33 protein-coding genes are annotated in these 26,494 nt (G+C 63.7%); 14 read left to right on the plus strand and 19 right to left on the minus strand.

Annotated features, from left to right (window positions below):
* Positions 1–190: 190 nt before the first annotated feature.
* Both ACE10W_RS27895 and ACE10W_RS27900 read right to left on the minus strand, forming a co-directional pair.
* Positions 191–664 carry a GNAT family N-acetyltransferase gene (locus ACE10W_RS27895; protein ID WP_304564189.1) on the minus strand — a complete coding sequence of 158 codons (474 nt, stop codon included), beginning with the start codon at positions 662–664 and terminating at the stop codon, positions 191–193.
* 307 nt (positions 665–971) lie between these two features.
* The gene (locus tag ACE10W_RS27900) at positions 972–1,166 is read right to left on the minus strand and encodes a hypothetical protein (RefSeq protein WP_161534046.1); all 195 of its coding nucleotides are present in this window, start codon (positions 1,164–1,166) and stop codon (positions 972–974) included.
* Between the two features lie 331 nt (positions 1,167–1,497).
* Here ACE10W_RS27900 and ACE10W_RS27905 point away from each other — a divergent pair, with 331 nt between their 5' ends.
* On the plus strand, positions 1,498–1,683 hold the full coding sequence (locus ACE10W_RS27905) for a hypothetical protein (protein WP_028174439.1): 186 nt from the start codon (positions 1,498–1,500) through the stop codon (positions 1,681–1,683).
* A 66-nt stretch (positions 1,684–1,749) separates the two neighbouring features.
* Here the strand turns inward: ACE10W_RS27905 and ACE10W_RS27910 are convergent, their stop codons facing one another.
* From ACE10W_RS27910 to ACE10W_RS27920, 3 genes are all read right to left on the minus strand, one after another.
* Positions 1,750–1,923 carry a DUF3606 domain-containing protein gene (locus ACE10W_RS27910; RefSeq protein ID WP_011088855.1) on the minus strand — a complete coding sequence of 58 codons (174 nt, stop codon included), beginning with the start codon at positions 1,921–1,923 and terminating at the stop codon, positions 1,750–1,752.
* Positions 1,924–2,020: 97 nt separating this feature from the next.
* On the minus strand, positions 2,021–2,212 hold the full coding sequence (locus ACE10W_RS27915) for a DUF3606 domain-containing protein (RefSeq protein ID WP_143279753.1): 192 nt from the start codon (positions 2,210–2,212) through the stop codon (positions 2,021–2,023).
* Between the two features lie 159 nt (positions 2,213–2,371).
* A complete protein-coding gene (locus tag ACE10W_RS27920; protein WP_304564188.1) occupies positions 2,372–2,806 on the minus strand; it encodes a phytanoyl-CoA dioxygenase family protein in 435 nt (144 codons plus the stop codon).
* A 332-nt stretch (positions 2,807–3,138) separates the two neighbouring features.
* Between ACE10W_RS27920 and ACE10W_RS27925 the strand changes: the two genes are divergently transcribed.
* Positions 3,139–4,491, plus strand: coding sequence for an NRAMP family divalent metal transporter (locus ACE10W_RS27925; RefSeq protein ID WP_110116789.1), 1,353 nt, complete (start codon positions 3,139–3,141; stop codon positions 4,489–4,491).
* A gap of 153 nt (positions 4,492–4,644) precedes the next feature.
* Here ACE10W_RS27925 and ACE10W_RS27930 read toward each other — a convergent pair whose 3' ends face one another.
* Entirely contained in the window at positions 4,645–4,833 is a 189-nt protein-coding gene (locus tag ACE10W_RS27930) for a hypothetical protein (protein ID WP_304564187.1), read from the minus strand.
* A gap of 176 nt (positions 4,834–5,009) precedes the next feature.
* On the opposite strand from ACE10W_RS27930, the gene ACE10W_RS27935 reads away from it, so the two are divergent.
* Positions 5,010–6,224: a mandelate racemase/muconate lactonizing enzyme family protein gene (locus tag ACE10W_RS27935; protein ID WP_182869100.1), complete on the plus strand. Its 1,215-nt coding sequence runs from the start codon at positions 5,010–5,012 to the stop codon at positions 6,222–6,224.
* 7 nt (positions 6,225–6,231) lie between these two features.
* Here ACE10W_RS27935 and ACE10W_RS27940 read toward each other — a convergent pair whose 3' ends face one another.
* From ACE10W_RS27940 to rocF, 4 genes are all read right to left on the minus strand, one after another.
* Positions 6,232–6,516, minus strand: coding sequence for a hypothetical protein (locus ACE10W_RS27940; RefSeq protein WP_028174435.1), 285 nt, complete (start codon positions 6,514–6,516; stop codon positions 6,232–6,234).
* A 114-nt stretch (positions 6,517–6,630) separates the two neighbouring features.
* Entirely contained in the window at positions 6,631–7,173 is a 543-nt protein-coding gene (locus ACE10W_RS27945) for a c-type cytochrome (protein ID WP_011088861.1), read from the minus strand.
* Complete coding sequence (gene soxC, locus ACE10W_RS27950) at positions 7,160–8,428, minus strand: sulfite dehydrogenase (RefSeq protein ID WP_182872218.1); 1,269 nt, start codon at positions 8,426–8,428, stop codon at positions 7,160–7,162. Before soxC ends, ACE10W_RS27945 begins: the two co-directional genes overlap by 14 nt.
* 164 nt (positions 8,429–8,592) lie before the next feature.
* Positions 8,593–9,570 carry an arginase gene (gene rocF, locus ACE10W_RS27955; protein WP_028174433.1) on the minus strand — a complete coding sequence of 326 codons (978 nt, stop codon included), beginning with the start codon at positions 9,568–9,570 and terminating at the stop codon, positions 8,593–8,595.
* Between the two features lie 277 nt (positions 9,571–9,847).
* Here rocF and ACE10W_RS27960 point away from each other — a divergent pair, with 277 nt between their 5' ends.
* On the plus strand, positions 9,848–10,108 hold the full coding sequence (locus ACE10W_RS27960) for a hypothetical protein (RefSeq protein WP_060908356.1): 261 nt from the start codon (positions 9,848–9,850) through the stop codon (positions 10,106–10,108).
* A gap of 27 nt (positions 10,109–10,135) precedes the next feature.
* Here ACE10W_RS27960 and ACE10W_RS27965 read toward each other — a convergent pair whose 3' ends face one another.
* Positions 10,136–12,874: an EAL domain-containing protein gene (locus ACE10W_RS27965; RefSeq protein ID WP_375762210.1), complete on the minus strand. Its 2,739-nt coding sequence runs from the start codon at positions 12,872–12,874 to the stop codon at positions 10,136–10,138.
* 61 nt (positions 12,875–12,935) lie between these two features.
* Positions 12,936–14,153, minus strand: coding sequence for a FecR domain-containing protein (locus ACE10W_RS27970; RefSeq protein WP_375762211.1), 1,218 nt, complete (start codon positions 14,151–14,153; stop codon positions 12,936–12,938).
* A 130-nt stretch (positions 14,154–14,283) separates the two neighbouring features.
* Between ACE10W_RS27970 and ACE10W_RS27975 the strand changes: the two genes are divergently transcribed.
* From ACE10W_RS27975 to ACE10W_RS27990, 4 genes are all read left to right on the plus strand, one after another.
* On the plus strand, positions 14,284–16,077 hold the full coding sequence (locus ACE10W_RS27975; protein WP_182872221.1) for a ShlB/FhaC/HecB family hemolysin secretion/activation protein: 1,794 nt from the start codon (positions 14,284–14,286) through the stop codon (positions 16,075–16,077).
* 152 nt (positions 16,078–16,229) lie between these two features.
* Positions 16,230–17,060, plus strand: coding sequence for an alpha/beta fold hydrolase (locus tag ACE10W_RS27980; protein WP_182872222.1), 831 nt, complete (start codon positions 16,230–16,232; stop codon positions 17,058–17,060).
* A gap of 78 nt (positions 17,061–17,138) precedes the next feature.
* Complete coding sequence (locus ACE10W_RS27985; protein ID WP_304564185.1) at positions 17,139–17,300, plus strand: hypothetical protein; 162 nt, start codon at positions 17,139–17,141, stop codon at positions 17,298–17,300.
* A gap of 37 nt (positions 17,301–17,337) precedes the next feature.
* Positions 17,338–17,652, plus strand: coding sequence for a cytochrome c (locus ACE10W_RS27990; RefSeq protein ID WP_011088869.1), 315 nt, complete (start codon positions 17,338–17,340; stop codon positions 17,650–17,652).
* A gap of 194 nt (positions 17,653–17,846) precedes the next feature.
* On the opposite strand, the gene ACE10W_RS27995 is transcribed toward ACE10W_RS27990, so the two are convergent.
* The 3 genes from ACE10W_RS27995 to ACE10W_RS28005 all read right to left on the minus strand — a co-directional run bounded on the left by ACE10W_RS27995 (position 17,847) and on the right by ACE10W_RS28005 (position 19,364).
* Positions 17,847–18,188, minus strand: coding sequence for a phasin (locus ACE10W_RS27995; RefSeq protein WP_011088870.1), 342 nt, complete (start codon positions 18,186–18,188; stop codon positions 17,847–17,849).
* A gap of 138 nt (positions 18,189–18,326) precedes the next feature.
* Entirely contained in the window at positions 18,327–18,512 is a 186-nt protein-coding gene (locus tag ACE10W_RS28000; protein ID WP_028174427.1) for a hypothetical protein, read from the minus strand.
* Between the two features lie 387 nt (positions 18,513–18,899).
* Positions 18,900–19,364, minus strand: coding sequence for a hypothetical protein (locus ACE10W_RS28005; protein WP_011088872.1), 465 nt, complete (start codon positions 19,362–19,364; stop codon positions 18,900–18,902).
* Positions 19,365–19,560: 196 nt separating this feature from the next.
* On the opposite strand from ACE10W_RS28005, the gene ACE10W_RS28010 reads away from it, so the two are divergent.
* On the plus strand, positions 19,561–19,917 hold the full coding sequence (locus ACE10W_RS28010) for a hypothetical protein (protein WP_028174425.1): 357 nt from the start codon (positions 19,561–19,563) through the stop codon (positions 19,915–19,917).
* 50 nt (positions 19,918–19,967) lie between these two features.
* On the opposite strand, the gene ACE10W_RS28015 is transcribed toward ACE10W_RS28010, so the two are convergent.
* The gene (locus tag ACE10W_RS28015; RefSeq protein WP_028174424.1) at positions 19,968–20,543 is read right to left on the minus strand and encodes a hypothetical protein; all 576 of its coding nucleotides are present in this window, start codon (positions 20,541–20,543) and stop codon (positions 19,968–19,970) included.
* A gap of 46 nt (positions 20,544–20,589) precedes the next feature.
* Positions 20,590–21,117 carry a GcrA family cell cycle regulator gene (locus ACE10W_RS28020; RefSeq protein ID WP_028174423.1) on the minus strand — a complete coding sequence of 176 codons (528 nt, stop codon included), beginning with the start codon at positions 21,115–21,117 and terminating at the stop codon, positions 20,590–20,592.
* Between the two features lie 166 nt (positions 21,118–21,283).
* Between ACE10W_RS28020 and ACE10W_RS28025 the strand changes: the two genes are divergently transcribed.
* A complete protein-coding gene (locus ACE10W_RS28025; RefSeq protein ID WP_011088876.1) occupies positions 21,284–21,892 on the plus strand; it encodes a S24 family peptidase in 609 nt (202 codons plus the stop codon).
* 101 nt (positions 21,893–21,993) lie between these two features.
* Positions 21,994–22,269: a hypothetical protein gene (locus ACE10W_RS28030; protein ID WP_271611929.1), complete on the plus strand. Its 276-nt coding sequence runs from the start codon at positions 21,994–21,996 to the stop codon at positions 22,267–22,269.
* A gap of 39 nt (positions 22,270–22,308) precedes the next feature.
* Here ACE10W_RS28030 and ACE10W_RS28035 read toward each other — a convergent pair whose 3' ends face one another.
* Positions 22,309–23,283: a quinone oxidoreductase gene (locus ACE10W_RS28035; protein ID WP_011088878.1), complete on the minus strand. Its 975-nt coding sequence runs from the start codon at positions 23,281–23,283 to the stop codon at positions 22,309–22,311.
* Between the two features lie 223 nt (positions 23,284–23,506).
* Between ACE10W_RS28035 and ACE10W_RS28040 the strand changes: the two genes are divergently transcribed.
* The 3 genes from ACE10W_RS28040 to ACE10W_RS28050 all read left to right on the plus strand — a co-directional run bounded on the left by ACE10W_RS28040 (position 23,507) and on the right by ACE10W_RS28050 (position 26,184).
* Entirely contained in the window at positions 23,507–23,707 is a 201-nt protein-coding gene (locus ACE10W_RS28040) for a hypothetical protein (protein WP_028174421.1), read from the plus strand.
* A 147-nt stretch (positions 23,708–23,854) separates the two neighbouring features.
* The gene (locus ACE10W_RS28045) at positions 23,855–24,802 is read left to right on the plus strand and encodes a MoxR family ATPase (RefSeq protein ID WP_027545880.1); all 948 of its coding nucleotides are present in this window, start codon (positions 23,855–23,857) and stop codon (positions 24,800–24,802) included.
* Positions 24,803–24,807: 5 nt separating this feature from the next.
* Entirely contained in the window at positions 24,808–26,184 is a 1,377-nt protein-coding gene (locus ACE10W_RS28050; protein ID WP_271611930.1) for a VWA domain-containing protein, read from the plus strand.
* A 26-nt stretch (positions 26,185–26,210) separates the two neighbouring features.
* On the opposite strand, the gene ACE10W_RS28055 is transcribed toward ACE10W_RS28050, so the two are convergent.
* Complete coding sequence (locus tag ACE10W_RS28055) at positions 26,211–26,393, minus strand: hypothetical protein (protein ID WP_025576443.1); 183 nt, start codon at positions 26,391–26,393, stop codon at positions 26,211–26,213.
* Positions 26,394–26,494 lie beyond the last annotated feature (101 nt).

A 26,494-nucleotide genomic window follows, 5' to 3' on the forward strand; every position in this document is an offset into this window, starting at 1 on the left:
CCGGAGAAAATGCTCCAACCAAAGGCCGGATACATTGATGCAAGACCACACCACCTGATCGACGAACCTCTTGCTACGCACGGCCGGACCATACATAGGGTCAAAAGCTGGCGTCGCAGTCGCAGCGGCCAAGTCCGCAAGCGTGAGAAGCGGCCACGCGGGGCTCTCGAGAGTGGTCGATGGACATGGGCTAGTTGGCGAGAACCTTGGTCATGCACCAGAACGGAACATCGGTTTGCCCGTGCTCACCGGCAACCTGCTCCATGATGTCCGCTTTGTGATGCCAGCCCATGCGCTCGTAGAAGCGGCGCGCACGGTCATTGCCAACGACACAGTTCAGTTCTGCCTCGGCAATGCCGCCCTTGGCCATCTCAATTTCAGCGGCTGTCAGCAGACTTGACGCAACGCGCGTCCCTCGATGTGGCATCGCCACAAAAAGTTGGCCCAAAAGCTGGCCTCTCCACGCCGAAAACGCCACGACCTCTTCGTTCAACTCCGTTACCAAAGTCGAATGCAGGAGTGCCGTCATCCTTTCCAGGAAAAATTCCATGGACCGACGGATAATTTCTGCGTGGGGCATGAAGGGAGCCTGGGTCTCGTGCCAAACCGCGTGATAGAGAGCAGCCACCCGAGAGATATCTGACGCGTGGGCACGACGGATCATCGCGCTTTCTCCGGTAAGCCGAAGGACGGGTAGAGCGCAGCGAAACCCATCATCCGCTGCATGTGATCGAGCACGCCGCTATCGTCTTCATCGGGTGGGACCGAGCGATGGGTTTCGCAAGTGCTCTACCCATTACGCGCTGTGGCAATCCTGACATCATGCCAGTGTTTTGCCCGACGGAGCAAACTCTATTTAAATGCAGCAAATCGGATTTGGCGGAATGATAATGCGGAACATCTGCCCGTCGGCCACCATGTGCGCGAAGGCCCCCAAGAGGCGAGATCCGAAACCGTCAACGATCGCGCTCTCACTGCCTCTGGATGATGTTGGCCGAGCTGGTTGGCTGCGGTGGCGACGCTTCCTGGACCTGCGCAAGGTAGGCCTTGTCGTAATACTCCAGGGCGAGGATATGCATGGCCCTCGCTTTTTCCGGGTCGGATTCTGCCAGAGCCATCCGGGACGCGATTTCGGCTTGCTTCAAATAGTACTCGGCGGTCGGCACGATGGTTTCCCCCAACGACGCCACCTAACGCACAGAATTGCAACTTGTTCCCGGGATGAATTCAAATTTCCGAGGCGGGCTTACCTGTTCTGTTCGGGGTCAAGAGCTGGCGTCGCAGTCGCAACGGCCAAAGTCCGCAAGGGCGAGAAGCGGCCATGCGGGGCTCACTGGGAAATGCCCGATGCTGCCATCATGCCAGTGATTTGCCCGACGGAGCAAACTTTATTCAAATGCAGCAAATCGGATTTGGCGGAATGAAATCTGTTCGCGTCAGGCTGGGACATGCCCTCCCAGGAGGGCGCAACCGGAAAGGTTTTCGGAGAGATCGCCGATGTACTACGTCGCCGCCGCACTGCTGGGGTTATCGGGACTGTTCTATTCCGCGAGCCATCACGAGCTCGGCCAGTTCGGCGCGGACGTGTGCCGCTACGGCGGCACGTTCTGCGACAATCCGGTGGTCGTCTTCACCGGCGCGGCGCTGGCCGCGGTCTGGGGCATGTTCGTCAGCGTCAAGTAGCCGGACGCGAAGTTCACGTCTCGTTGTTCTCATGGCGCTCGCGCACGGTGCTGTCGGCGACATGCCCTACCCTGCGAGCTCCTTGCGGACGGCCGCGGCCGAATTGCCGACCTTGTCGACGGCCTTTTGCAGCTCCTCCTTCGACACGCCGAGCGCATGGGTCCAGTATTTGACCTCGAAGGCCTCGTCCATGTTGATCTTGCTGCGGTCCGGCTGCTCGCGCTTCGTCAGATTGTCCATCGGCCAATTCCTCGCTTCCTGAAAACGGGAAACGTCGTCATCGGCGCGCTGTTCCTAATCCGGCTGCCGGCTTCGCCAGCGCGGTCAGGCCGGCGGCTTACGCCCCCAGCTTGCCGGGCCTCGCAGCGGCCGCTTCCTTGACGAGGGCCGAGATCGAATTACCAGACTTGCGAAGGGCGTCGGCGAACTGATCGGGCGACAGCTTGAGGCGCTTGCGCAGGGTCTTCACCTGCACCTTGTCGCTCAAGTCGAGCGCATTGCGAAAATTGGCCGGCTTGAGCCTGTTCATGACTGTCTCTGCTGGTGAGGGGTGAGGCCGAACCGCGACAAGGCGGGCTTGACGCCGCCGTCGCCGCGATGGTGACTGTCCCGCTCCTTGCGAAGATTCCGTCGCCGCGGAGACAACATGCGCGATGAAGCGACGTTCCTCCGCATCCGGAATTATCGCTCAGGAGGGGTTAAACACCTCGCTGGTGTCCATGCGCACGTTGCGGACGGCGCGACAGGCCTCAATGCTCGCCCGATCGCCCACCGCCATGAAGCTCAGCAACAGCGAGCGCCGCCGCGCGCCGGAGCGGTTGCAGGTCGCCCCATGCGGCAGATCGGCGTCGAACACCAGGATGTCCCCCGCCTCGCCGGCCGTCACGAGCGACAGGGTCTCGTCGGACGCGCCGCGGTCGAGATGACGCGGGACCACGCGCGTTGAGCCATTGTCCGGCCCGTAAGCATCGAGGAAGACCAGGGCGGCGACGGCCTTCATGCCGGCGCCATCGCGATGCAGGGGCTGGTGGCCGCCGCCCGGAAGCGGCTCGCGGCCCTCGACCTGGGAGAGGAAGAAGGGACCGCCCAGCATCTGCGCCCCTGCCGCCAGCAGCGGCTGCATGCGACAGGTCCGCTGCACCGTCGGATCGAGATCGACAAGGGCGTGTCGCCAGCCGGCGCCCCGGGGGGGCCACCCACTGGTCGCCGGTGCCCACGCCGGACTCGAAAGCCGAGCGCAGCGCATCGCGCCACGCCGCGGGGACTGCGCCGCGCAGCAGGAGATAACCGTCACGGTCGAGAGCCGCAGCCTGCTCAGGCTTCAGGGGGTCGACCTTCGTGGGTGCCGGATCACGGTTCATGGCGCTCCCTACAACCTCAACGTGCCGTTCGCGAGGGCTGGCAGCATCGGCTTCAGCAGACGCACGACGCTCATCGTGCAGGAACTTTGCGGCCATGAACGCGCTTAAGATCAGGATTCGCAATTCCGGAAGGTCCGCCCTGAAACACCGCCCCGCCAAGCACGACAGCGCCGACGCACCGACGAAGTCCGAGCCGACGCTGCTGCAACGACTGGGTCCCGGCCTCGTCACCGGGGCGGCGGACGACGATCCATCCGGCATCGCCACCTATTCGCAGGCCGGCGCGCAATTCGGCTACGGGCTGCTCTGGACGGTGTTTCTGACCACGCCGTTCATGATCGCCATTCAACTCGTCAGCGCGCAGATCGGCCGGGTCACCGGAAAGGGGCTTGCCGCCAACGTAATGCGGATCGCGCCGCGCTGGGCGGTGCTGGCGCTCGTCGCCATGCTCGTCGCCGCCAACACGTTCAACATCGCCGCCGACATCGCCGCGATGGCCGAGGCGCTCTCGCTCGTCATCGGCGGTCTCAACCACGAGCACGCGCTGATCTTCGCGGCGGGCTCGACCCTGCTCCAGGTGTTCCTGCCCTATCGCCGCTATTCGCCGGTGCTGAAATTCCTCACCCTGGCGCTGTTCGCCTATGTCGCGACCGCCTTCACCGTGGAGATCCCGTGGAGCACCGCGCTGCTCGCCGCGGTGTGGCCGAAGGCGAATGTCAGCGCCGACTATTTCATGATGGTGGTCGCCGTGCTCGGCACCACCATCAGCCCCTATCTGTTCTTCTGGCAGGCCTCGCAAGAGGTCGAGGAGATGAACCAGGGCAAGCGCGACCAGCCGCTGCGCGAGGAGACGCGGCGCGGCGGCGCCCCTGAAATCGCGCGCATCAAGGCCGACACCACGTTCGGCATGCTGCTGTCGAACGGCATCGCCTTCTTCATCATCCTGACCACGGCCGCCGTGCTGAACGCCAACGGCGTCACCCACATCAATTCGGCGACGGAAGCGGCCGAAGCGCTGCGGCCGCTCGCCGGCGACTTCACCTTCGCTTTGTTCGCGCTCGGCATCATCGGCACGGGCCTGCTCGCGATCCCGGTGCTGGCGGGGTCGGCGGCTTACGGTGTCGCGGAAATCTTCGGCTGGCGTGCCACGCTCGAGGCAAAGCCCGACGAGGCCGCCGGCTTCTACACCATCATCGCGGCCGCGACCGCGATCGGCTTCGGCCTCGGCTTCACCGGGATCGACTCGATCCACATGCTGGTCTGGAGCGCCGTGCTCAACGGCATCGTCGCCGTTCCGATCATGGCGATGATGATGCTGATCGTCTCGAGCCGCGCGATCATGGGCCGTTTCAGGGCCCGGACGTGGCTGGTCGCGCTGGGCTGGCTCGGCACCGCGCTGATGGCGCTGGCCGTCCTCGCTCTGCTCGGCTCGTCAGTGGTTCGCTGACCAACCTTGCGACAGTGCCGCCGAAACCTGCGATGCGATGATGAAGGCCGCAAACACGGCCGGCACGCTGATGAGCCGCAAGAACTGGTCTATCGAAAGCATCGCTGCCCCCCCAAGACAACTGCAAAGACAAAAGCGCCTTCGCTCGCCGCGCTACTTCACCCCTTGCGCAACGTGCTGATCGGCCGTCAGAAACTGATCGGAAATAGCGGCCCCGCTGATCGTGAGCAGCGCCAGAAGCGAGATCATGCCCAGAAATTTCATGAGTAGAGGGTCGGTCCCGATTGTGGCCAAAAACGTCAGCGCACGGCGCATTTTCGCGACGATCCCCGGAAAGATCATGGCCGTCCCGCCGGGTCCAACGGCATTTCCCCGCCAAAGAGGGGCGAGAGGCAGCCTCGGCCGCAGCGCTGCGGGCTTCACGCCGGTCCATGGTTGGCCTAACAGTTGCCGTCAGGACCGGGCCTTGCGACCTGGCCACAAGAAAAACAAAGTCCCGCTGGGCGACAGGGAGCGACATGACCAAATCGTCAAAAGCAACAAGCCTTGAAATCCTTGCCTGCGATGCCGGCTGGCGAAACTACCACTTCGTCAAGCTGACGACCGACGACGGCATCGTCGGCTGGAGCGAGTTCGATGAAGGCTTTGGCTCACCGGGCGTCGGCGCGGCGATCCAGCGCCTGTCCACCCGCATCATCGGGCAGAATATCTTCCAGCATGAGCGCATCTACGCCGAGCTGTTCGCCGCCACGCGCCCCGCCGCTGGCGGCGTGGTGGCGCAAGCCCTCGGGGCGATCGAGAACGCCCTGCTCGATGCCAAGGCGAAGTGCCTCGGTGTACCGTGCTATGAGCTGCTCGGCGGCAAGATCCGCGACCGTGTCCGGGTCTACTGGTCGCATTGCGCGACGTGGCGGATCAATCATCCGTCCTGGTACAAGCCGCCGATCGAAAGCCTCGACGGCGTCAAGGCGATGGGCCGCGAGGTGCGCGAGAAGAAGTTCACCGCGCTCAAGACCAACATCTTCTCCTACGACGACGGCAAGCCGACCGGCTGGCGGCCCGGCTTCGGCTCACCTTTCGCACCCGAGATCAACGTCGACCGCAAGATCCTGCGCGACCTGCGCATGCATCTGGAAGCGATCCGCGACGGCGCGGGCCCCGACGTCGACATCCTGCTCGACTGCAATTTCAACGCCAAGACCGAGGGTTACCTGAAGATCCTACGCACCATCGCGGATCTCGACATGTTCTGGATCGAGATCGACAGTTTCAATCCGGAAGCGCTCGGCTACATCCGCAGGCAGAGCCCGCATCCGATCTCGTCCTGCGAGACGCTGCTGGGCCTGCGCGAATTCCTGCCCTATTTCCATGAGCAAGCGATGGACGTCGCGATCATCGACACGCCCTGGAACGGCGTCTGGCAATCGATGAAGATCGCATCAGCCGCGGAAGCGTTCGAGGTCAACGTCGCGCCGCATAATTTCTATGGCCATCTCTGCTCGATGATGAACGCGCATTTCTGCGCGGCCGTTCCGAACCTGCGGATCATGGAGATCGACATCGATCGCCTGTCCTGGGACCGCGAGCTGTTCACGCATGAGCCGGAAATCCAGAACGGCCATCTGATCATTCCGGACCGGCCCGGCTGGGGCACCGAGCCGAACGAAGAAGCGCTGCGCGCGCATCCGCCGAAGATGAGCGGCGGGCTCCTCAACTACGGTCGCAAGAGCTGACGGGGGACTACGGCGTCACGGGATTGACGGTCGGGGACGTCTTCGGCCCCGGCCGCTCAGGCTCGACCGGCGATTTCGGTTCGGTGGGAAGCACCTTGGCGCCGGCGGCGTGTGCGGCCTCGCCCGTGGTTGCATACATCGCGACATGGGCCGGCTGCGTCTTGGCCCGGCTCCACGGCCCATGATCCACGACCAGCATCGCAGCAATCGTCAAGGCGGCCACGATCAACGCGATCACGCCGGGATGGCGAACCGCCTTGGACATGGAGTTAGCGAAGCGATCAGCTGCCATCGAAGGATCCGTGCTTTTTTCCTCTCGCAGGTTAATTCAATGACGTCCCGCGAGTTCCGCCTTCGCCGAAGCAAGTTCCAAGCCAACGCAGGGAACCTCGTCCCCCGCGCGCGTTCACTTTTTGACGTCGGGCCGCGCATCGCCGACAAACCTGTCGCGGTTCGGCATCTTCACGGCCGCAAGCAATTTCGCGTCGAGCGTCGCGTCCGCTCCCACTAGCCCGTTCAGGTTCAGGACATAGGCCGATACCGCATAGACATCCTCATCGCTTAGCGATTGCGGCGCGTTCTGCGGCATGGCGCGACGGATATAATCAAACAGCGTCGGCGCATAAGGCCAATAGCTGCCGACGGTGCGAATGGGCCTGGCTGTTCCGATCGTACCTTGCCCGCCGGCGAGCCGATCACCCAAGCCGCCCTCGCCTTTTTCGCCGTGACACGAGGCGCATTGTTGAGCGAACACTTCACGGCCACGGCTGACTGAACCACTCCCGTTCGGCAGATTGCTGCCGTCGCGCCCGATATCGATATTCCAACCCGCGATCTCGGCGGACGTCGCCGGCCGACCGATGCCATAAGGGCTTTGCGCCTGCGCAACGCTCCCAAAGGTGCACAGCATGATTGCTAATGCGATGCCGCAAATCTCACGCCAGCGCATTGGTCACCTCGCCGTCCGCCGCGATGAGCCAGGGCCAGATCGCATTGTTGTGGTAGAAATAATTCTCGCCGCGCACTGCGAGCAGTTCGGCCAGCGTCGGCTGCACATAGCCGGTCTCGTCAATGGCGCGGCTCTGGATCACCGCGGGCTTGCCGTCCCATTGCCACGGCAAACGGAAGCGTGTCAGCGCACGCGTCAGCACCGGCTCTTGCAATCGCGCGTCCTGCCAGCTCCTCCCGTCGTCGACGGACACCTCGACGCGGGCGATCTTGCCGTGCCCGCTCCAGGCGATGCCGGTGACCTCGTGGAAGCCGGGCGCGCTCAGACGCTGACCGCCGGAGGGACGGGTGATGATCGACTTCGCTTCCATGTAGAAGGAGAACTCCCGCGCCGTGCCGTCGGGCAGGAGATCGGTGTATTTCGAAGTCTCCTCACGCGAATACACGGGCTCGGCAGTCACATGCAGGCGGCGCAGCCATTTCACGCTCATGTTGCCTTCGAAGCCCGGCAGGAACAATCGCAGCGGATACCCTTGCTGCGGTCGCAGCCGCTCGCCGTTCTGGCTGTAGACCAGCATGGCGTCCTCGAGGCATTTCTCGATCGGAATGCTGCGCGTCAGCGCGGCCGCGTCGGCCCCCTCGGCAACCACCCATTTGGCCTCCGGCTTCAGCCCCGCCTCCTGAAGCACCAGCTTAAGGCTGACGCCGGTCCATTCCGCGCAGCTCACCAGGCCGACGAGATCCGATGCCGTCTTGCCATACGGCTTGGTGTAACCGGGATTGCCGGAGCATTCGAGAAAGTGGATGCGTGACTCTGACGGGAAGCGCCGCAGATCGTCGATGGTGAAGATCAGGGGCCTTTCGACAAGGCCGTGGAGCATCAACCGGTGCTGCGCCGGATCGATGGTCGGGACGCCGCCATGATGCCGCTCATAGAACAGCCCGTTCGGCGTAATGATGCCGTCGAGCTCCTGCAAGGGCGTCCGGCTGGACGCCGAGATGTATTGCTTGAGAGCCTTCGAGATGTTCTTGACGACGCCCTTCTCGAAGGGCGATGGCACACCATAGAGCTGACCTCCCGTCGGCTCGCCCGGTGCCTTCATCCATTCGGGAACATTGGGCGGAAGATTGTCGGTCTCCGCAGCAGCAGTGCTTGTGCCGAGAACGGCGCCGCCGACCGCGGCCGAGCCGGCAGTCAGGAAGCGACGACGAGTGGTCGTCACGGGATCATCGTCGGCATGTGTCGTGCTGCTCATTGCGGGCCCCCGGCTGGCGCTGAGACCGCATCAAACATTCTGACGACGGCATTTGCAATTCGCAGCTATTTCAAAAGCAGGCGATTTCGATCAGCGTTGATCTAAATCGCCTGGCAACAACAGCAGTTCCTTTCCTTGCAGCGCACAATCGCCGGCCGCACGATTCACTCGCCCGGCGCGATCGCATTGCTTGGCGTCGGCCGGTCGGTGATCTGCTGCCCGAACAGGCTGCCGATCAGCTCGACCGCGGTCCGCGCGGTTCGACCACGTTCGTCCAGGAATGGATTGAGCTCAACGATGTCGACCGACCCCACCACGCCGGAATCGTGCAGCAGCTCCATGATCAGATGTGCCTCGCGATAGGTCGCTCCGCCCGGCACCGTGGTTCCGACCCCGGGCGCCACGCATGGATCGAGGAAATCGACATCGAAGCTGACATGCAGCACGCCATTGCTCGCCTTGACCCGCTCGATCACACGGCGGATCAGCACGGCGACGCCGAACTCGTCGATCTGGCGCATGTCGACAACCCTGATCCGGCGTGCGCGCATCAACTCCTTTTCGAGCTTGTCGATTGACCGCGCGCCGAACAGATCGAGCCTGTCAGGATCGATCGACGCACGCGGGTCATCGCCGAGCAGGCCATCGAGGCCCGGCTCGCCACACAGAAACGCGGCCGACATGCCATGCATGTTCGCCGTGATCGTCGTCTCCGGCGTATTGTAGTCGGCATGCGCATCGAGCCAGAGCACGAACAGCTCGCGTCCGCGCTCCTGCCAATGGCGCGCCATGGCATTGACCGAGCCCATCGACAGCGTGTGATCGCCGCCAAGGAAGATCGGGAGCGCACCGGTTTTCGCGATCTCGTAGCCTCTGCGGCTCAGCACGCGTGTCCAGCGCTGGATTTCGCGGTAATGATTGGCTTTTTCGGGCGGCCTGTCTGCGAGGTCCCTGACCTCGGCCGCCGTGAGATCGCCGTAGTCGACGACCTCGAAGTCCAGGCTCTCGAGCAGCGTCGCAAGGCCGGCGGTGCGCAGCGCCGCCGGGCCCATCAGGGTGCCGCGCTGCGAGGCCCCCATGTCGATGGGCGCGCCGAGCAAGGCGATGCGCCGGGCTCGATCCGGCATGGTCCGATCGGTCACGGCAGTCTCCTGACATCCACAAGATCGTGCCAGCCTAACAGAGATTCGTACCCGTCGTTTCACGGGTATTTCCCGGTGAAAAGACGCCGAGCGAGAAGCCGTCCCGGAACAAAATCCCGCGCGCCGCATTTCCCCTGCAAGGCCGGCACCCGCCGTACATTACGGCGCCTGTCGCGGATAGCCAAAGGTCTTCGGACCCGCTGTTCAAAACGAGCGCTCGCGCGGATAGCCAAAGGTGCCGGCCTCATTCCCTTCGTCAGGAGCGGAGTTTACGAATTTGAGCACCGAGATTCCGCAGCCCCCGTCCCAACCCGGCATGGCCGAGCGCGCCATCGACGCCGCGGCCGACGTCTCCCAAACGCTCGGCGAGGTCGCGGGAGGCTTGCGCGCCGCTGTCGACCGCTTGGCGCATGTCATCGACGAAGCTCGAAAGCCGGGTAAACCGCTCGCAACGGTCGCCGCGATCACACGTGAAGCGCCGCTCGCGAGCCTGTTCGTCGCCTTCCTGTTCGGCGTTGCCATCGCCCGCCGGCGTTAGCAATGAAGCTCGCGTGACGTGGGTCAGCTAGGCCGCGGTGACGGATCGGGGCTGCGTCAGGAACTGCCGTTCGAAGGCATCCGCGGGCATCGGACGGCCGAAGAAATAGCCCTGCCCTTCCTCGCATCCCATGCTGATCAGGAAGTCGGCCGTGGCACGGTTCTCGATGCCCTCGGCCACGACGGTGAGCCCGAGCTGCTTGCTGAGGCCGATGGTCGAACCGACGATCGCGGCATCGTCGGAATCGGCGAGCAGATCGAGCACGAACGACCGGTCGATCTTGAGGCCGTCGAGCGGAAATTTCTTAAGATAACTGAGGCTCGCGTAGCCGGTGCCGAAATCGTCGAACAGGACGCGGACGCCGAGCTCCTGGATCCGCTTGAACATGTCGAGCACGCGGCCCTCGTCATGGAGCAGGATATCTTCGGTGACTTCGAGCTCGAGCAGCGCCGGCGTCAGTCCTGTCGCGTCGAGCAAGGCCGCAGCCGCATGCGCGAGATCGCCGGACTGCAGCTGCGACGGCGATAGGTTGATCGCGACGCGCACGCTGTTGCCGGACAATTCCCACGCACGCGCCTGCCGGCAGGCCGTCTCCATCACCCAGTTCGCGATCCGCTCGGACAGCGCTGAGGTATTGACCACCGGCATGAACTCCCCGGGGGAGACGTAGCCGCGCACGGGATGCCGCCAACGGATGAGCGCTTCAGCCCCGACCAGGCCGCCGTCGACCAGGCGAACCTGCGGCTGGTAGAACAGTTCGAATTCGCCGCGATCCGCGGCAAGCGCCAGTTCGCTCTCAAGCGTCAGACGGTTCTGCAATTCCTGCCTGATCGCACTCTCGAAGATCACGTGGCTGCCGCGTCGCGTCGCCTTGGCGCGGCTCAGCGCGAGATGGCCGTTGCTCAGGAGGTCGTCCGCGTTGTGTCCACCGTCGGGATAGACGGCAACGCCGATGCTGATCCGGACTCGGTGCTGCCGTGTGCCCGTTACAAGCGGCGCTTCGAACGCGCGCGCGATCCGCTCGGCGAACGCCACAATCGGCTCGCCAGCCTCCGCACAATCAAGTGCGATGGCGAATTCGTCGCCGCTGAGCCGGGCGACCACCGCCTTACCAGCGATTTCGGTCCGGAGCCGCTCGGCGACGGACTGCAGCACGAGGTCGCCGGCCGAATGTCCAAGCATGTTGTTGATCTGCTGGAAGCCGTCGAGCCCCAGCACGAGCAGTGCGACGTCGGAAGACCGCCGCTCCGCCGCGGCGATCAGACCGGTAAGGCCGGCATGCAGCATGTTGCGGTTGGCAAGACCCGTCAGCGCGTCGTGTTCGGCGAGATATCTGACGCGTTCGACCTCGCGCTTGCGGACCGAGATGTCGCGCAGGATCGCTCCATACTGGAAACCGTCCGTTCCCTGCCAGCCCGAGAAGCTCGCTTCGACGGGGAAGGTTTCACCGTTCTTGCGCCGGCCCTCGAACTCGACGACGACCGCCCCGCCGGGCACGAGGAGCGCCTGGCGTGCGGCATCGCGCATGGACGGCCTTGCGTCGCCGTCCGTCGGCACGGCGCACAGCGTGTCGAACGGGCGGCCGATGATCTCGGCCGGCATGTAGCCGAAGATCACGCTCGCGCCGGGATTCCAGACCGTGATCCGGTGATCCTCGTCGGTGCAGACGAGACCGTCGCCGAGCGACATGGCGATGCGATGAAAGCGGCTCTCGGCGATGCGTCCCAGGAGACCGCGGAAATCGATCTCGTCCAGCGCGATCGCCGTCAGATAAGCGATGATCGCGATGTGGAATAGCGATGTGTCAACGACGAAGGGCCATCTTGCCTGCACGAGGGCCGCGGTCAGCTCGACCGCCGCTCCGGCCGCGACGAGGACCGCAACGCGATATCCCGATGCGAAGCGGCGCCACGAATACATCATGAGCAGGCAGATCACACCCAGGCCGAGGATCATGCCGGCATCGGACGTCCAGCGCAGCATCCGGTGCTGGAGGATCGATTCCGCCGCCAGCGCCTGGAGGACGGGCCCCGAGACGATGCCGCCATTCGGAACGCTGAACCGGTCGCCCAGCTCGAGCGCGGTCGCACCGACGATGATCTTCTTGTCTCTGAGCTTGTCGAGTGTCGCGGTATCGCCATGCAGCACGTCGACAAAGGAGACACGCGGAATGGAGGCCGCCCGAATACTGAAGTCGATCAGGAAGGAGGATCGCCGATTGGCGTCCTGCCCAGCCAGCACGATGGCCATCGACGACATAAAGGCGTCGCCGAGCCTCTCGCCGACCGGATAACGGCGAACGAGCCCGTCGGATTCGACCGCGACATTGACGACGGCCGGCCACGACTGGTTGCTGAACGGCTTCAGGGGGCGATTGACGTGAGCTGGGCCACCATTCGGCGCCGGCTGCTTGAAGGACGGCAGGATCGTCGAGCCGCCGACCTCCCGAAGCGCCTTGACGAACGCCTCGTCGGAGGCCGGCTCCGAGGGCGTGCTGAAATCGACATCGAAAGCCACCTCCTGCGCGCCGGCGCTTTCGAGTTTGTGCAACAGCTCTGCGTGGAGCCGGCGCGGCCAGGGCCACACCCCGATCTGGTCGATCGAGGGCGCGTCGATGGACACCACGACGACATTGCCGCTTGCGGCACGCGATTGCCAGGCAAACCGCAGATCGGTGAGCGCATTGCGCAGCGCGCCATGCCATCCCGTGGACAGCACGACCGCCAGCGCGATCACGACAAGAATATGCGGCCGATGGCGTTTCACTTTGTTCCCCTGCACCGGCGGTACCTGCCGCCAGGCGCTCCCCTATGCCGACGACACTGTCCTAGTGATGGCCCCTGCCCCAATACCCACCGTAGTGGTGGCCATGACTGCCGTCACCGCTGTTGCCGTTATTCCCGTTCCCGCTGTTCCCGTTGCCGTTGTTGCCATTATTACCTGTGCCACCGCTTCCATTGCTGGTCGCGCCAGTCCCGTTGCTTCCGCTCCCAGAGCTTCCTCCGGACGTATCGCCGGTCGACCCGGCAGTGGTCGCAACGGTCGTCGTCGCACTTGACGACGAAGATGTGGCACTGGCCGCAGATACACTGCTGCTGACGGTGACCGCCGTTACGGTGGAGCTGTTGGCGGCTGTGGTCGTGGTGCTCGCCTTCGTGTCGCTCCAGACCGTCTCGGTACCGGTGCTGGCGTTGGCGTTGCGCACGTGCCCCGGCGCAATTGCGCCGTGGGCGAGCCCATGCGTGACCTTGTGGACGTTCAGCTTGACCTCGCCGAGCGAGCTGGAGATGCGCACGACGCCGCCTTTGGGCGCCTGACCGCCAGCCGCCTTGGTCCCCTTGTCGATCGGACCCAGCGCATGGATCGCAGGGCCGCTCGCCGCGTTGCGCGGCGCCGTCAATCCCGATTTCGGCACAGGAATTCGCTCGATCGCCGAGGCGCGCGGCTTGCCATGTTCGATTGGATTGAACGTCCCCGCGCCGCTCAGGCTGAGGCCGGGCTTGCCGTGCTCAAAGGCCGTGGCCGCTTGTCCAGGCATGACCTGAGCGATCTGTCCCGTCTTGAAGTCGGAGACTTCGACCTGGCCGCGGAGCACGCCGACCCTGGTGCTGCCCGCATTCACGGTGACGCTGAACTGCGTTCCCTTGACCACGGCGGCGAGGTAGGGCGTCTCGACCTCGAAATGCTTGACGTTGCGCTTCTCCACCTCGAGCAGGATCGAACCTGCCTGCTGGATGATCGTGGTCGAGAGACCCTCCTTCTTCTCGGCCGGCAAGCCGACCACCGAATTGGGAGATATCAGTATCGTTTCCTCGCCGCGGACAAGCAGCACGCGTCCGGTACGTCCGGTGCGAATGGTATCGCCGGGCTTGAGCGCCTCCTGCTGATTCAACGACACCTGCTGCGCGCCGTTGGTGGCGACCCAGACCTCGCCGGCGGCTTTGCTGACCGACCAGACGCCATCCTCCGCCGCGAGTGCACCGGAAGCCATTCCCAGGATCAGCGCCGCCGCGAAGGCGCACCGCATTCCAATTCTGCCGAGCATCACGATCCTCAGTCCGCGTTACGTCCGGGCCTGAGGGGTATTCGAAATCACTCAAGAGAGGATTAGCAGGAAGAGGTCAGTGGAACTGCCGCATTAACCATTCATTGACCATAAAAACCTATGAAAAATCATGCGGCTAACGAACCCTTACCGCCCCGTGGCGATCGCTCCGTCAAATTACGGAGAGAGGTTTGCTGCGCGCGTTGAGAAGCGGCATTTCGCTACCACATTGGCGTTGCTGGTACCGCTTTTTGCGGGAAGTCCGCAATCATTCGCACAACAGGCGAACCAGCCGGGTTTTGATCCGCGCCAGCCCGAGAAATACTTTGAAAACCAAACCGAGCGGGAAACACTGAGCCGGCCTCCGGTCAAGCTACCGACGGTCGGCCAGGCCAACACCGGTGGCGATACCAAGCCTCAGTTCGTGCTGCGCGGTCTCAAGGTCAGCGGCGCCCACGCCATCTCTCGCGACCGCATCGCCGCGGTCTATCAGCCTTATCTCGGCAAGAAGGTCTCGCAGGCGGATCTCGCCGCGATCGCCGGCGCGATCAGCGACCTCTACCGCGCCGACGGCTTCCATCTGAGCCGGGCCGTCGTGCCGCCGCAGGACATCGCCGACGGCATGGTCCGGATTCAGGTGATCGAGGGCGCCATTGTCCAGGCCGATCTGAAAGGCGATGGCGCCGAGCAGTTCGGCGTGAGGCCGATGCTCGGACCGGTTCTGGCCGAGCAGCCATCGCGCCTGGCAACGCTCGAGCGCCAGCTTTTCCTCATCAACGGCAGGCCGGGTGTCCGGATCATCGATACCGCGTTGGAGGAGATCGGCGGTGCGACCGGCCGCTTCCGCCTCACCGTCTATTTGAAGACGTGGCACGTGTTCACATCGTTCGGCCTGGACAATCTCGGCTCGCCCTCGGTCGGCCCCTGGCAGACCTATGCGACCGGCGCGTTCAACTCCTACCTCACGCCTGGCGATACGCTGGCGGTCAACCTGTCGACCATTGCCAACGACCCGCGCGAGCTCGGCTTTGCGCGGCTGTCCTTTGACGCACCCGTCGGCGTCGACGGCGTGCGCCTCGGCGCGTCCGTCCTCTACAGTGCGGTCCGGCCAGGCGACGCCCGCCGCCTCGACAGCGACATCACCACGACCGAAGCTTTCGAGGTGCGGGCAAGCACCGTGCCCTTCATGTCCCAATCGTCGGCACTGACGCTTACCTTGGCTGGGACCTTCAGCAACGTGTCCGAGCATGACCTTTACGGTCCCTGGTACAACGACCATATCCGGACCGCGAGCCTGACCGCCGACTATCGGCTCCAGGATCGCTTCGGCGGTACCAATTTCGCGACGCTGACCTACCGTCAGGGCCTCGACGTCTTCGGCGCATCGCATTTCGACGACGATCTGTTGTCGCGCGACGGTGCGTCATCGAACTTCTCGGTGCTGAATCTCTGGTTCACGCGCTACCAGACGCTCAACGACACCTGGTCGCTCAAGCTCTCGGCGGCAAGCCAGACGGCATCGCGGCCGCTGTTCACCTCGCAGCAGTTCTATCTCGGCGGCGCGGCCTTCGGCCGGGGCTACGGCGCAGCCGAGATCAGCGGCGACAACGGTCTTGCCGGCTCGCTCGAGTTGCGTTTCGACCAGAAGCTCAATTTCCGCTACTGGACCGGCTACCAGCTCTACGCCTTCGGCGACGCCGGCGCAGTCTGGAACGACGGCTACCGCCTGAGCGACGGCCTGTCGCTGACATCAGCCGGAGCCGGCGCACGGTTCTTCCTGTGGGATCTCCAGGCCGATCTCGGCGTGGCCGTCCCCTTGAGCTACCGCGCACCGGACAACGAGCGCCGCAGCCCGCGTTTCCTGTTCACGCTGTCGAGCGCATTCCGGCTCTGCCCCGAACGCGGCAGGAGCGGCTGCCTCTAGCTGCAAAGCCCTCATGCCGCGTACCCGGCATGCGGCCCTTTTGCGGCCTTGCGCACAGACTTGCCTAAATTTAATCCCGTAACCTGCTCACGATCGCTCGATCCGGGCGCTTGCAGTGACCATTTTCAGTCGAAAGTGATTGGGACGGAACCATGAAGAGGGTGTTTGCAATTCTGGCGTTTCTTTGCGCCCTCGGCGTCGGCGAATATTTCGTCGTCAGCCGGTTTGCGATCCGCCATGAGCTTTTGACCCTGTTCGATGCCTCGCGCCAGCGGCCGATCTCGGTCGATATCGCGGTGCGGCGCGACTACGAGACCAAAGCCAATCTCGGTCTCTGGAAGCTGCCGCTCGCCATCATCAGCAACGGCAATACCGTCAAGGCCACCGAGTATTCCTTCCTCGCCAACGCGCTCGCGGCGCGCGGCTATCTCGTTGCCAGCATCCAGCAGGACCTGCCCAGCGATCCGCCGCTAATGACCCATGTCGGCCAGCAATATGTCGGCCGGCGTGAAGTCTATATCCGCTGCGAGGCCAACATCCTCTTCGCCCTGGGCGAACTGAAGAGGCGGCAGGAGAACGCCGACTACGACCACATCACCCTCGTCGGCCATTCCAACGGCGGCGACGTGTCCATGTATGTCGCCCATCAGCACCCGGAGCTGGTGTCGAAAGTGATCACGCTCGACAATCTTCGGGTGCCTTTCGTGCTGAGCGACAACTTGAAGATCCTGTCGTTCCGCTCGAAGGATCCGCATTTCCTGACCGACCCGGGCGTGCTGCCGACGCCGGAAGAGGCCAAGGCGCGCGGCATCGACATCGTCCACACCGGTGCGCAGCACACCGAGATGAGCGATCGCGGGCCCGACGCGGTCAAGGAGAAGATCCAGGCGACGCTCGACCGCTTCCTGCGCGACAGCGCCAGCAGCGCGCTCGCGCCGGCCGATACGAAAAGTCCGATGATCATGAACCCCGGCGACTATTAGCCGGGGACGCCTTGCGGCAGATCAAGGCGGCTCCGGGCCGGCCACGATAGACAGGGTCTCACAATCTCGGAGAGGCACGTGTCGCGCTACATCGAAAGCCTTGATACGAAACGGCTGGGCCTGCCCGCGACAAGGACGCCTGGATTCGTGCGGCATCTGTATCGTTCGACCCGCAGGCTGCTGCGGTCGATCATCGCCCGCATCGATCTCTCCCAATTTCCGGGCTCGTGCTGCGGATGAGCACAGTGGCTGCAAGCGAACGCACGAGGGTTGCCCGATGCACCTGCATTTGAGAGGAATTTGCCTGGTACTTGCCGTGGCCTCGAGTTCCTCGTCCGCTCTCGCCGCCGATGCCGGTCACGGTGCCGACCTCGCCAAGCGCTGGTGCGCAAGTTGCCATGTCGTGGCCAATGGCCAGGCGGTAGCCAGCGCCGACGTCCCTTCCTTTGCATCCGTTGCGCGCCGGCCGGACTTCAGTTCGGAGAAGCTCGCCTTCTTCCTGCTCGACCCGCATCCGAAGATGCCGAGCTTTCCCTTGAGTAGGACCGAAGCCGGCGACATCGCGGCCTATATCGGATCACTGCGTCCATAGAGCGCCGGCCAATCGCGACACTTGTCGCAAAATGCAAATCCCTGCCGGAGGACCGACAGGGATCAGCAGAAAGGATGATGGACGGCGAATGAGAAACCATTCGGTGGCCCATCATGGACCTGCACCAACATCGAAATGCGGATCTCAATGCTGCGCAAGATCAATTTGTAGGCACGCAGCGCACAAACCAGGAATCAGGATTTGCCCTTGCCCGGCTGCATGAGACTGCCGGTCATCTGGCGCATGTGATCTCCGGCGCTGGTGAACTGGCTACGCAGGAAGTCGGACTGGATTCGCATCGCTTCCTGAAGGTCGGTGGCATGAACAAGCTTGCGCGCGTGCTCGAACGCCGACTTCATGTTCTGCTCGGTAAAAGCGAGCGCCTGCTTTGACACCTCCGTCCCTGCTCCCGGAACGGATGACATCGATTTGGTGGCGGCATCGAAAAACATGCCGAATGCCTGTTCCGCCTGGTCGATCGTCTTTTCGGCTAGGTCGCGCAGTTCGGCCGGAACTTCGATTTTCGGTTCGATCATGGTCGCACTCCTCCCTTTTTCTTAGCTGAATACCACACTTGCCGGACCACCTTCCAGCGGCGCCCCCGGGGCAAACGTCCCCGGCGGCCCGGCTCGGGCAGGAAAATCAAGGAAAAGGCGTAAGATGCGCGGTCCAGCTCAGGACAGGGGGTGTTCGGGAAGGACTTCTTCGGTGGCGAGGTCTTCAACGAGCTTGATGACCTCGAAACGCTGGCGAGGCGCGAGCTTCAAAAAAGCACGGAGCAGGCGCAGGCTTTCGACAGTGCCGCTCGCCGGCGCGCCGAGCTTGAGGTGCAGTTCAGCCGCGAAATTGAGGTTCTTCATCTCGCACCTATGACCAGCATCGGCCTTCCTGATCCGACATCGTCCCACTCGGGAGCCGAACACCATAAGCGGGCGCCATGGTGAGGACGAACTTTCGGCCAAGGGGGCCCCGGCGGGTTAGCACGCTCAACTACATATCCGAACGGGCGGGCTCAACCGAACAGGTTGTAGTTATGCCAAGAAACAACCCTTCCGGCAAGCCCGACCAGCGGCCTAGCGATGCTTCGTCTGCATCGCACCACCGCAATTCCGGATAACAGGAATATGGACCGTCGTCACCCACCTGCGTCAAGAAGCGGCATCAGTCACGCACACGGCCCTGATCGCTGTCAACCTGCGCAGCATTTCGCCTTGTTTCCGGCGTGAATGGGCATTGACGGAGGCGATCTAACGCTTCTTGAGCGTATACACGTAATTGTTGAGTCCCACCTCGGCGGTTGTATCGTCGACGAAATGAACGTCGATCTCGCAGCCGGTCTCCAAAGTCCGGATCGGGGCGCCGGCGAAGCCGAGCGAGGCGGCAAGCGCCTTGGGATCGGCCTTCTTGTCGGCACGTCGCATCTCGTCGAATGCGCCCTGGAAGATCATGTCGGGGCCATAATCCGTCACCTTGTACTGCGGCTTGGCGCAGGCAAAGGGGCGCGGTCCCGAGATTTCTTTCGCCTTCAGGACGACTGTCTTGCCCATCAGACGTGCCCGCTCGGTGTCGTCGGGCTTGCGTTGCGGATCGGCCCATGGCGCGACCACGGCAGCCGTGAGTGTCCAGCTTCCGATGTAGAAGGGATCTGCCGCCGCAGCGGCGCCTGCGGCACCGACAGACACGAGAAGGCAAACAGTTGCGGCGAATTTCATCTGACGTATCCCCTTGAGCCTTCGGCTTGGACTCGCCTCTTCGCTTCAAGGTTCATCGTTTCCGACATGTTTCTGCCGATGAACCGCTGTTCAAGATCGGACGACCAAGCGTTGCGATACGGCCACGCAGATCACGGGCGCCATGGCTGACGGATTCAACCGATTCGGGCGCGCGTCAGCACCAAAGGACGACGGCATGCTTTCTCGCTGCGATCTCATCAAGGGCGCCGCGGTTGCGCTTCTCACCCTCTCGATACAAGGCGCATGGGCGCAGGAGACCAAGATGAATCTGTTCAAGATCGTGACCATCAAGGACGAAATCGTCGTCGGACTGTCGGCGGAGGAGCTTCAGGCGCTCGGCGGCAATGATGCGAGCGCGATTGCGCACGCGCTGGCGCAGAAGGGTGACCTCACCGTCTGGCAATACAACGTGCATCGCGGCCCGAACGGCGAATTGCAGCAGGCGCCGACCGCCAGGATCGGGCTTTTGGCCAACGCCTCGCTCCGTGTCGAGCCCTACACGACGCCTTACCAGATTGTACCGCATCCGTAAGCAGCAGGCAGACCGGCACGCCGGCGGCCGAGACCGCCGGCGTGCCGCGATCATCTGCGCTGGTCTGCACGCTGTGTCCCGGCCTCCGTCGCAAAGCCGTAGATCAGTGCCAGCCGGTCCAGGCATTCGCGAAACCGCCGCGCAAAATAGTCGTTCCAGCGCTGCGTACGGACGGCGCGACGCTGCCCGATCTGATCCATGGTCAGACCCAGGACCAGCACGTCGTGCACCAGCGCGGCGCCGTCGGTGCCGAGTTCGCGCTCGACCCGGTTCAGCCGCAGCACCGCCTGCCGCTGGCTCTCGGTGACGGGCTCGCGTGAGCGGGCGCCATCGACATATTCGCGGGTTGGGTCCATCGCCTGAGGCCCCCGCTCCGCCCGCTCCCAATCGTTCTGGAAGGCGCGCCCGCCGCGGTATTGAGCCTCGTCGATCTGGTGGTGCGAGTGCAGACGGCCGAGCGGATCGCTGCGGATCGACCGGATCGCCATAATCTTCTCCCCGGGATCGAGCGCCAGCGGATTGTCGACCTCGACCTCTGCCACTTCCGCATTGAATGGCACCTCGCGCGACCGCCGGTCGTAGATCTGTGCCAGTTTGTAGGATCTGTTGCGTCGGACACGTCCCACTCGGATACTCCTTGCAAGATTGACGATTGATCGGCTGAGCGCACTTTCAGGCGGCGGAGACCAGCCTCAGCACGACGGGACCCGCGACACGGGCGGAGGCAGCCCCGGAGCGGCGCGTCAGGCGCGCATGCGGCGCGCAATAGCTGGAGCCCGGCTGGCGCGGGTGGCCGCAGAAGGCGATCTCCTCCCCGTCCTTGTCGCCGCCATAGGGGTAGCGGCAGTCGGCCTTCGCAAGTTCGACCAGCTGGACAAGGCGCGGCTGGACGCCGACACAGCGCAACTTGACCTGCGCGGCCGGCTTCAGTGCGGACTTCGGCGGCAGATTCAGTAACGCCGGCCGGCGCGGCGAGAGCAGACCGGCCTCGCCCGGCAGAGACGGCGCGATCGACGGGCTCATCACCCATTGCGGCGCAACGAGTCCGAGCCGCTTGGCGCGGCCGGCGACTGCGCTGCGCGTGTAAGCCGTTCCAAACCTTGCGTTAATCTGTCTTCCGATCTCCGCATAAGACATTCCCTTGAGAAAATAGTCGCGAAGCGCGTCGGAGTGCTCCGACGGCCAATGACCCGGTTCCATGCTGCTGTCCTGTGATGCACCCCCTCCGATCGCACGACCGGGAGGCGAAACACACATTCCGTTATTCCGAATCGAAAGTCAAGTCGTAATTCTGATATTCATAATTGCATCAATTCCGAATTTCGGATTACAAGAGGCGAGACGATGGACAATCGAGGGAATCACCATGTTGGACGTTGCGATGATCGAGCGGGGCCTGGAAAAGACAGGCAAAAGCAAGGGCGGCCTGGCGGCAGCCATGGGCGTGCGCCCCGGCGCGGTCTCGGAGATTCTTGGCGGCGAGCGCCTGGTGAAGGCCTCGGAGATCATTCCGATCATGGAATATCTCGAGCTCAATCTCGCGCCGATCATGGGGCGCGTGGGCGCCGGCGCCGTGATTGAGCCGGATTATGAGCAGGTTCCCCCGGAGGGGCTCGGCGACATCGCGCTGCCGTTCCCGATCATGGAAGAGACGATTGCATTTGAGATCGTGGGCGATTCGATGCTGCCCAAATACGAGAGTGGCGACGTGATCGTGGTCTACAAGGACCAGCGTCATCCGCTGTCGAGCTTCTACGGCGAAGAGGCCGTGGTCCGGCTCAAGACCGGCGAACGCTATTTGAAGACCATCGAGCGGGGCAAATCCCCTTCCGTCGTCAATCTCAACAGCTTCAACGCCAAGCCGATCGTCGGCGTCAAGCTCGACTGGGTCGGGGAGATCTGCCTCTCCATGCCCAAGGGTCAGCTCGAACGGCTGCGCGCCAAGTCGGCGCGCCCCCGCAAGAAGGGCAAGTAGGCTACCGATTTCTGATTTTTGGAAATCGAACTTGACTTAATTCTGTTTTTCGGAAATACTCTGCCGTGCTCCCGACCGTCGGGGCACGGCAGGATCGTTCCATGCAGTATTTCGTCGTGATGATCGACTACGGGCGGCGCAGCCGCGAGGCGGTCGTCGACCCTGAAATCACGAGGCGCGAGGTCATCTCCCGTGTGGCCTCGGGTGAATACCGGAACATCTCGTTCATCCACGAGATCGCGGAGAACTCGGTCGAGGACGTCACCGAGGCCATCCTGGCCGAGGCCACCCTTCCCCACGTTCCGCCTGGAGATGTCGACCTCCAGGCAAGCCGCCTCGATCACGCCCGCGACCTGCGCAAGCACGAACGGACGTGACGCGGGCCCGGTCGGTCTGCGTCAGCGTCCGGCAGAACGTCACACCAGGAGCACGGTCGATCCCGTCGTCTTGCGCGCGGCGAGATCGGCATGCGCCTTGGCCGCGTCCTTCAGCGGATAGGTCTGGTGAACCTCGATCTTGACCGCGCCGGACTTGACGACGTCGAACAACTCGCCCGCCATCGCCACCAGGCTCTCGCGCTTGGCGGCATAGGTGAACAGCGTCGGACGGGTGACGTAGAGCGAGCCCTTCTGGGCGAGCAGGCCGAGATTGAGCGGCTCGACCGCGCCGGAAGACTGGCCGAACAGCGCAGCGACGCCGAGCGGTGCGAGGCAGTCCAGCGATTTCAGGAACGTATCCTTGCCGACGGAGTCGTAGACCACCGGCACCTTCTTGCCGCCCGTGATCTCGTCGACGCGCTTCACGAAATCCTCGCGCGTGTAGATGATGACATGGTCGCAGCCATGCGCCTTGGCCAGCTTTGCCTTCTCGTCGTTGCTGACGGTGCCGATCACGGTCGCGCCGAGATGCTTGGCCCACTGGCTCAGGATCAGGCCAACACCACCGGCCGCGGCATGGAGCAGGATCGTGTCGCCGGCTTTCACCCGATAGGTCTGCCGGATCAGATATTGCGTCGTCAGCCCCTTCAGCATCATCGCCGCCGCCGTCTTGTCGTCGACGCCGTCAGGCAACTTCAGCAGACGATCGGCGGGGATCAGCCGCGCCTCGGAATAGGCGCCAAGCGGCGAGGCGCCATAGGCGACGCGATCGCCCGGCTTCAGATCGGTGACACCCGGGCCGATCTCCTCGACGATGCCCGCCGCCTCGCTGCCGAGCCCGCTCGGCAGCTGCGCCGGATAAAGACCCGAACGGTTGTAGATGTCGACGAAGTTGAGACCCACGGCGGTGTGGCGGATGCGCGCTTCGCCCGGTCCGGGCTTTCCGACACTGACCTCCTCCCAGACCAGGACTTCCGGCCCGCCGGTCTTGTGAAAGCGAATGGCATGCGTCATGGGGTTGCTCCCTTATCGTTGCAGTGAGGGTCCGAGAACCGGATCGGCCTGTGAAATAGGCATTTTATCTGCCCGTTACAGTACAGAGACGTAACAAGAATGTCACAGCAAACGACAAACGCGCGCCGTTCCGCCTCTGTTCGAAAGAGTTGATGACGGCTCCGGGGCAACCGGCAGTAGCTTTTGCGCGGGGTTTGGTGGTCGCCTGCGAAGGAGAGCCGAGATGCCAGCTTATGTACAGCATCATCAGGATATCGAGATCGCGCCTGTGATTTGCCCCACGTGCATGGGGTTCCTGCCGATGTATGTGCGCGAGGTCGAACCGCATTGGAGCCTTGCCAAGATCGACTTCGTCTATGAATGCGCCGATTGCGGCGCCGAGGTCCGGCAGACGATCCGGAAGCCGGCGCTGCTCCGGCACTGACCGCGCGATCGGCAGACCGCTCAAGTATTTGCGTTAAGCGGAAAAAACGCCGTTCACGCGGGTCTGATGTCTCCCAAACGAGACTTGTTCTTTGCCCGGAACGCAGGCAGAACAAGCCTCAAGCAAGACCTTTGGGAGCGCCAATTCGTGGCTGAACAGAAGCCCTCGACCGCGATCGAGGCAGTGGAGAGCGGCCTCGCCGCGCAAGGCTATATTGCCAGCCGGCAGATCGCGACCGCCGTCTATTTGTCGCAGCAGATCGAGAAACCGATCCTGGTCGAGGGCCCTGCAGGCGTCGGCAAGACCGAGCTTGCCAAGGCGATCGCTGCCTGGCGCGGCATGAAGATGATCCGCCTGCAGTGCTACGAAGGCCTCGACGAGGCCAAGGCGCTCTATGAGTGGAAATACGCCAAGCAGCTTCTCTATACGCAGATCCTCAAGGACAAGCTCGGCGAGGTCCTCGGCGGCGCGCAGACGTTGCACGCTGCGCTCGATCAGCTCCACGATTTCGGCGACGTGTTCTTCTCCAAGGAGTTCGTCGAGCCGCGGCCGCTGCTCCAGGCGCTCGAGCAGCCCGGCGGCTGCGTGCTGCTGATCGACGAGATCGACAAGTCGGACGCCGAGTTTGAATCGCTGCTGCTGGAAATCCTGTCCGACTTCCAGGTCACGATCCCCGAGCTCGGCACCGTCTCCGCCATTACACCACCGACCGTGATCCTCACCTCCAACAGCGAGCGCGACCTGGGCGATGCCCTGAAGCGGCGCTGCCTGCATCTGCATATCGGCTTCCCCGAGCAGCGGCTGGAGGAGCGCATCGTCGAGAGCCGCGTACCCGGCATCTCGCAGACGCTGCGCCGGCAGATGGTCGGGTTCATCCACGAGATCCGCTCGCTGGATTTGAAGAAGCTGCCCTCGGTCAGCGAGACCATCGACTGGGCGCGCGTGCTGGTGCTGCTTCAGGCCTCCGAGCTCGACACGGAGATCGTCAAGGACACGCTTAACGTGCTCCTGAAATACGAAGCCGATATCGAGGCGGCCCAGCCCCAGGTCACGACCTTCATTGCCAAGGCAGCACGATCCAACGTCTTCGGTTGACGCCGATGCGCGAGAACATCCATCGTTTCTTTCGGGCCGCACGTGGCGCGGGCGTACACGTCTCGCCCGCCGAAAGCATCGACGCGATGCGCGCGGTCGCGCAGGTCGGCTTTTCAGACCGAACCATCCTGCGCGACACCCTGCTTCTGACGCTCGCCAAATCGCAGGACGAGAAACTCGCGCTCGGCGACTGCTTTGATCTGTTCTTCAGCCAGCCGGAGCCGCGGCAGGAGCAGCCCGAAGGCACCGACGAGGATGCGTCGCAGGAGACGGATCAAGCCCCCTCTTCCAGCGCGTCCAGTGATGCGGGCGGCGGTTCGCCGCAGGAGGGACTAGGCCCGCTCGCGCAGATGCTGCTGTCGCAGGATCGCAATGCGATCGCGGCAGCGATCGCCAGCGGGGCCGGCGCCGCGTCCCTGTCCGACATCCGCTATTCCACGCAGCGCGGCATCTTCTCCAGCCGCATCCTCGACGCCATGGGCCTGCAGCGCCTGCGCGACGAACTCGATGAGCTGATCGCAACCAATCCCGCGCTGGCCGAGCGCCTGCGCGCCGCGCTCGACGCCTTGCGCGAAGCTGTCCGCGACACCGTCTCCCAGGGGCTTGCGCTCTATGCTCGCGAAGAGGCCGAAAACCTGCGCAACGAGATCCTCCGCAACGCGCCGCTTGCTCGCATCGAGCGGCGCCAGGTCGCCGAGATGCGCGCCCTCATCCGTCAGATCGCGCGTCGCCTGCGCGAGCGCTATTCCAAGCCGCGCAAGCGCCAGCGCCGTGGGCATCTCGACGTCCGCCGCACGCTGCGCCGCAATGCGGCCTGGGGCGGCGTGCCCTTCCTCACGGCGTGGAAGCGCAAGCATCGCGACCGGCCGAAAATCGTCGCGCTCTGCGACGTCTCCGGCTCGGTCGCGCAGGTCTCCGATTTCTTCCTGCTCCTGATCCACTCGCTGCACGAGGTGGTCGACGACGTCCGCTCCTTCGCCTTCTCCTCGCATTTGATCGAGGTCAGCGACATTCTGGAATCGAAGTCGCCGGAAGAGGCGATGGCCGAGATCATGTCCAAAGTCGGCTTCGGCTCATCCGACTACGGCTCGTCGCTGGTCGATTTCGAGAAGGATTTCATGAGCGCGCTGACGCCGCAGACCACGGTGATCGTGCTCGGCGATGCCCGCAGCAACAATCTCGATCCGCGCGCCGACATCCTGCGCCGGATCTCCGAGCGCTCGAAGCGGCTGGTCTGGCTCAATCCCGAGGGGCGGCTCGCCTGGGGTTTTGGCGATTCGGAGATGCCCCGCTATGCGACCTTTTGCAGCGTGGTGCGCCAATGCGCCACCGCGCACCAGCTCGAGCGCGCAGTGTCCGATATCGTGGCGACTTATCAGTAGACGGGGGTCACGTCCGTCGTCTGGCGTCAGGCGGCAGCCAACTCGGCCTGGACGAGGTTGCACTCTCGAAAGTGATAGGCGATTTCGTCGAGCGCGCGCTGCTCCCATTCCTGGGCCTGCGCGAGCCAGAACATCCGGCGCTCCGAATCCAGCGCGGCGCGCTCCCGGCACAGGAATTCCTGACTGCGAATTTCCACCAGCCTGTTCATGCACTCACACTCCAGTTGTGTGAAGCCAATCCCCTGCGAATCAACCTAGCAGAGTCCCGTACCCCTCGCCTCACGATTTCTGTGCATATTGCGACGCAGAA

The organism is Bradyrhizobium sp. B025, assembly GCF_042257955.1.
In the GTDB taxonomy this organism is placed as follows: Bacteria; Pseudomonadota; Alphaproteobacteria; order Rhizobiales; family Xanthobacteraceae; genus Bradyrhizobium; species Bradyrhizobium diazoefficiens.

What these genes read in the sequence shown, in the direction of transcription:
- ACE10W_RS27895 (WP_304564189.1), bottom strand. Translation starts at nt 664, where the DNA reads ATGATCCGTCGTGCCCACGCGTCAGATATCTCTCGGGTGGCTGCTCTC.
- ACE10W_RS27905 (WP_028174439.1), top strand. Translation starts at nt 1,498, where the DNA reads ATGTACTACGTCGCCGCCGCACTGCTGGGGTTATCGGGACTGTTCTAT.
- ACE10W_RS27910 (WP_011088855.1), bottom strand. Translation starts at nt 1,923, where the DNA reads ATGGACAATCTGACGAAGCGCGAGCAGCCGGACCGCAGCAAGATCAAC.
- ACE10W_RS27915 (WP_143279753.1), bottom strand. Translation starts at nt 2,212, where the DNA reads ATGAACAGGCTCAAGCCGGCCAATTTTCGCAATGCGCTCGACTTGAGC.
- ACE10W_RS27920 (WP_304564188.1), bottom strand. Translation starts at nt 2,806, where the DNA reads ATGCAGCCGCTGCTGGCGGCAGGGGCGCAGATGCTGGGCGGTCCCTTC.
- ACE10W_RS27925 (WP_110116789.1), top strand. Translation starts at nt 3,139, where the DNA reads ATGAACGCGCTTAAGATCAGGATTCGCAATTCCGGAAGGTCCGCCCTG.
- ACE10W_RS27930 (WP_304564187.1), bottom strand. Translation starts at nt 4,833, where the DNA reads ATGATCTTTCCGGGGATCGTCGCGAAAATGCGCCGTGCGCTGACGTTT.
- ACE10W_RS27935 (WP_182869100.1), top strand. Translation starts at nt 5,010, where the DNA reads ATGACCAAATCGTCAAAAGCAACAAGCCTTGAAATCCTTGCCTGCGAT.
- ACE10W_RS27940 (WP_028174435.1), bottom strand. Translation starts at nt 6,516, where the DNA reads ATGGCAGCTGATCGCTTCGCTAACTCCATGTCCAAGGCGGTTCGCCAT.
- ACE10W_RS27945 (WP_011088861.1), bottom strand. Translation starts at nt 7,173, where the DNA reads ATGCGCTGGCGTGAGATTTGCGGCATCGCATTAGCAATCATGCTGTGC.
- soxC (WP_182872218.1), bottom strand. Translation starts at nt 8,428, where the DNA reads ATGAGCAGCACGACACATGCCGACGATGATCCCGTGACGACCACTCGT.
- ACE10W_RS27970 (WP_375762211.1), bottom strand. Translation starts at nt 14,153, where the DNA reads ATGCTCGGCAGAATTGGAATGCGGTGCGCCTTCGCGGCGGCGCTGATC.
- ACE10W_RS27975 (WP_182872221.1), top strand. Translation starts at nt 14,284, where the DNA reads ATGCGGCTAACGAACCCTTACCGCCCCGTGGCGATCGCTCCGTCAAAT.
- ACE10W_RS27980 (WP_182872222.1), top strand. Translation starts at nt 16,230, where the DNA reads ATGAAGAGGGTGTTTGCAATTCTGGCGTTTCTTTGCGCCCTCGGCGTC.
- ACE10W_RS27990 (WP_011088869.1), top strand. Translation starts at nt 17,338, where the DNA reads ATGCACCTGCATTTGAGAGGAATTTGCCTGGTACTTGCCGTGGCCTCG.
- ACE10W_RS27995 (WP_011088870.1), bottom strand. Translation starts at nt 18,188, where the DNA reads ATGATCGAACCGAAAATCGAAGTTCCGGCCGAACTGCGCGACCTAGCC.
- ACE10W_RS28000 (WP_028174427.1), bottom strand. Translation starts at nt 18,512, where the DNA reads ATGAAGAACCTCAATTTCGCGGCTGAACTGCACCTCAAGCTCGGCGCG.
- ACE10W_RS28005 (WP_011088872.1), bottom strand. Translation starts at nt 19,364, where the DNA reads ATGAAATTCGCCGCAACTGTTTGCCTTCTCGTGTCTGTCGGTGCCGCA.
- ACE10W_RS28010 (WP_028174425.1), top strand. Translation starts at nt 19,561, where the DNA reads ATGCTTTCTCGCTGCGATCTCATCAAGGGCGCCGCGGTTGCGCTTCTC.
- ACE10W_RS28020 (WP_028174423.1), bottom strand. Translation starts at nt 21,117, where the DNA reads ATGGAACCGGGTCATTGGCCGTCGGAGCACTCCGACGCGCTTCGCGAC.
- ACE10W_RS28025 (WP_011088876.1), top strand. Translation starts at nt 21,284, where the DNA reads ATGTTGGACGTTGCGATGATCGAGCGGGGCCTGGAAAAGACAGGCAAA.
- ACE10W_RS28030 (WP_271611929.1), top strand. Translation starts at nt 21,994, where the DNA reads ATGCAGTATTTCGTCGTGATGATCGACTACGGGCGGCGCAGCCGCGAG.
- ACE10W_RS28035 (WP_011088878.1), bottom strand. Translation starts at nt 23,283, where the DNA reads ATGACGCATGCCATTCGCTTTCACAAGACCGGCGGGCCGGAAGTCCTG.
- ACE10W_RS28040 (WP_028174421.1), top strand. Translation starts at nt 23,507, where the DNA reads ATGCCAGCTTATGTACAGCATCATCAGGATATCGAGATCGCGCCTGTG.
- ACE10W_RS28050 (WP_271611930.1), top strand. Translation starts at nt 24,808, where the DNA reads ATGCGCGAGAACATCCATCGTTTCTTTCGGGCCGCACGTGGCGCGGGC.
- ACE10W_RS28055 (WP_025576443.1), bottom strand. Translation starts at nt 26,393, where the DNA reads ATGAACAGGCTGGTGGAAATTCGCAGTCAGGAATTCCTGTGCCGGGAG.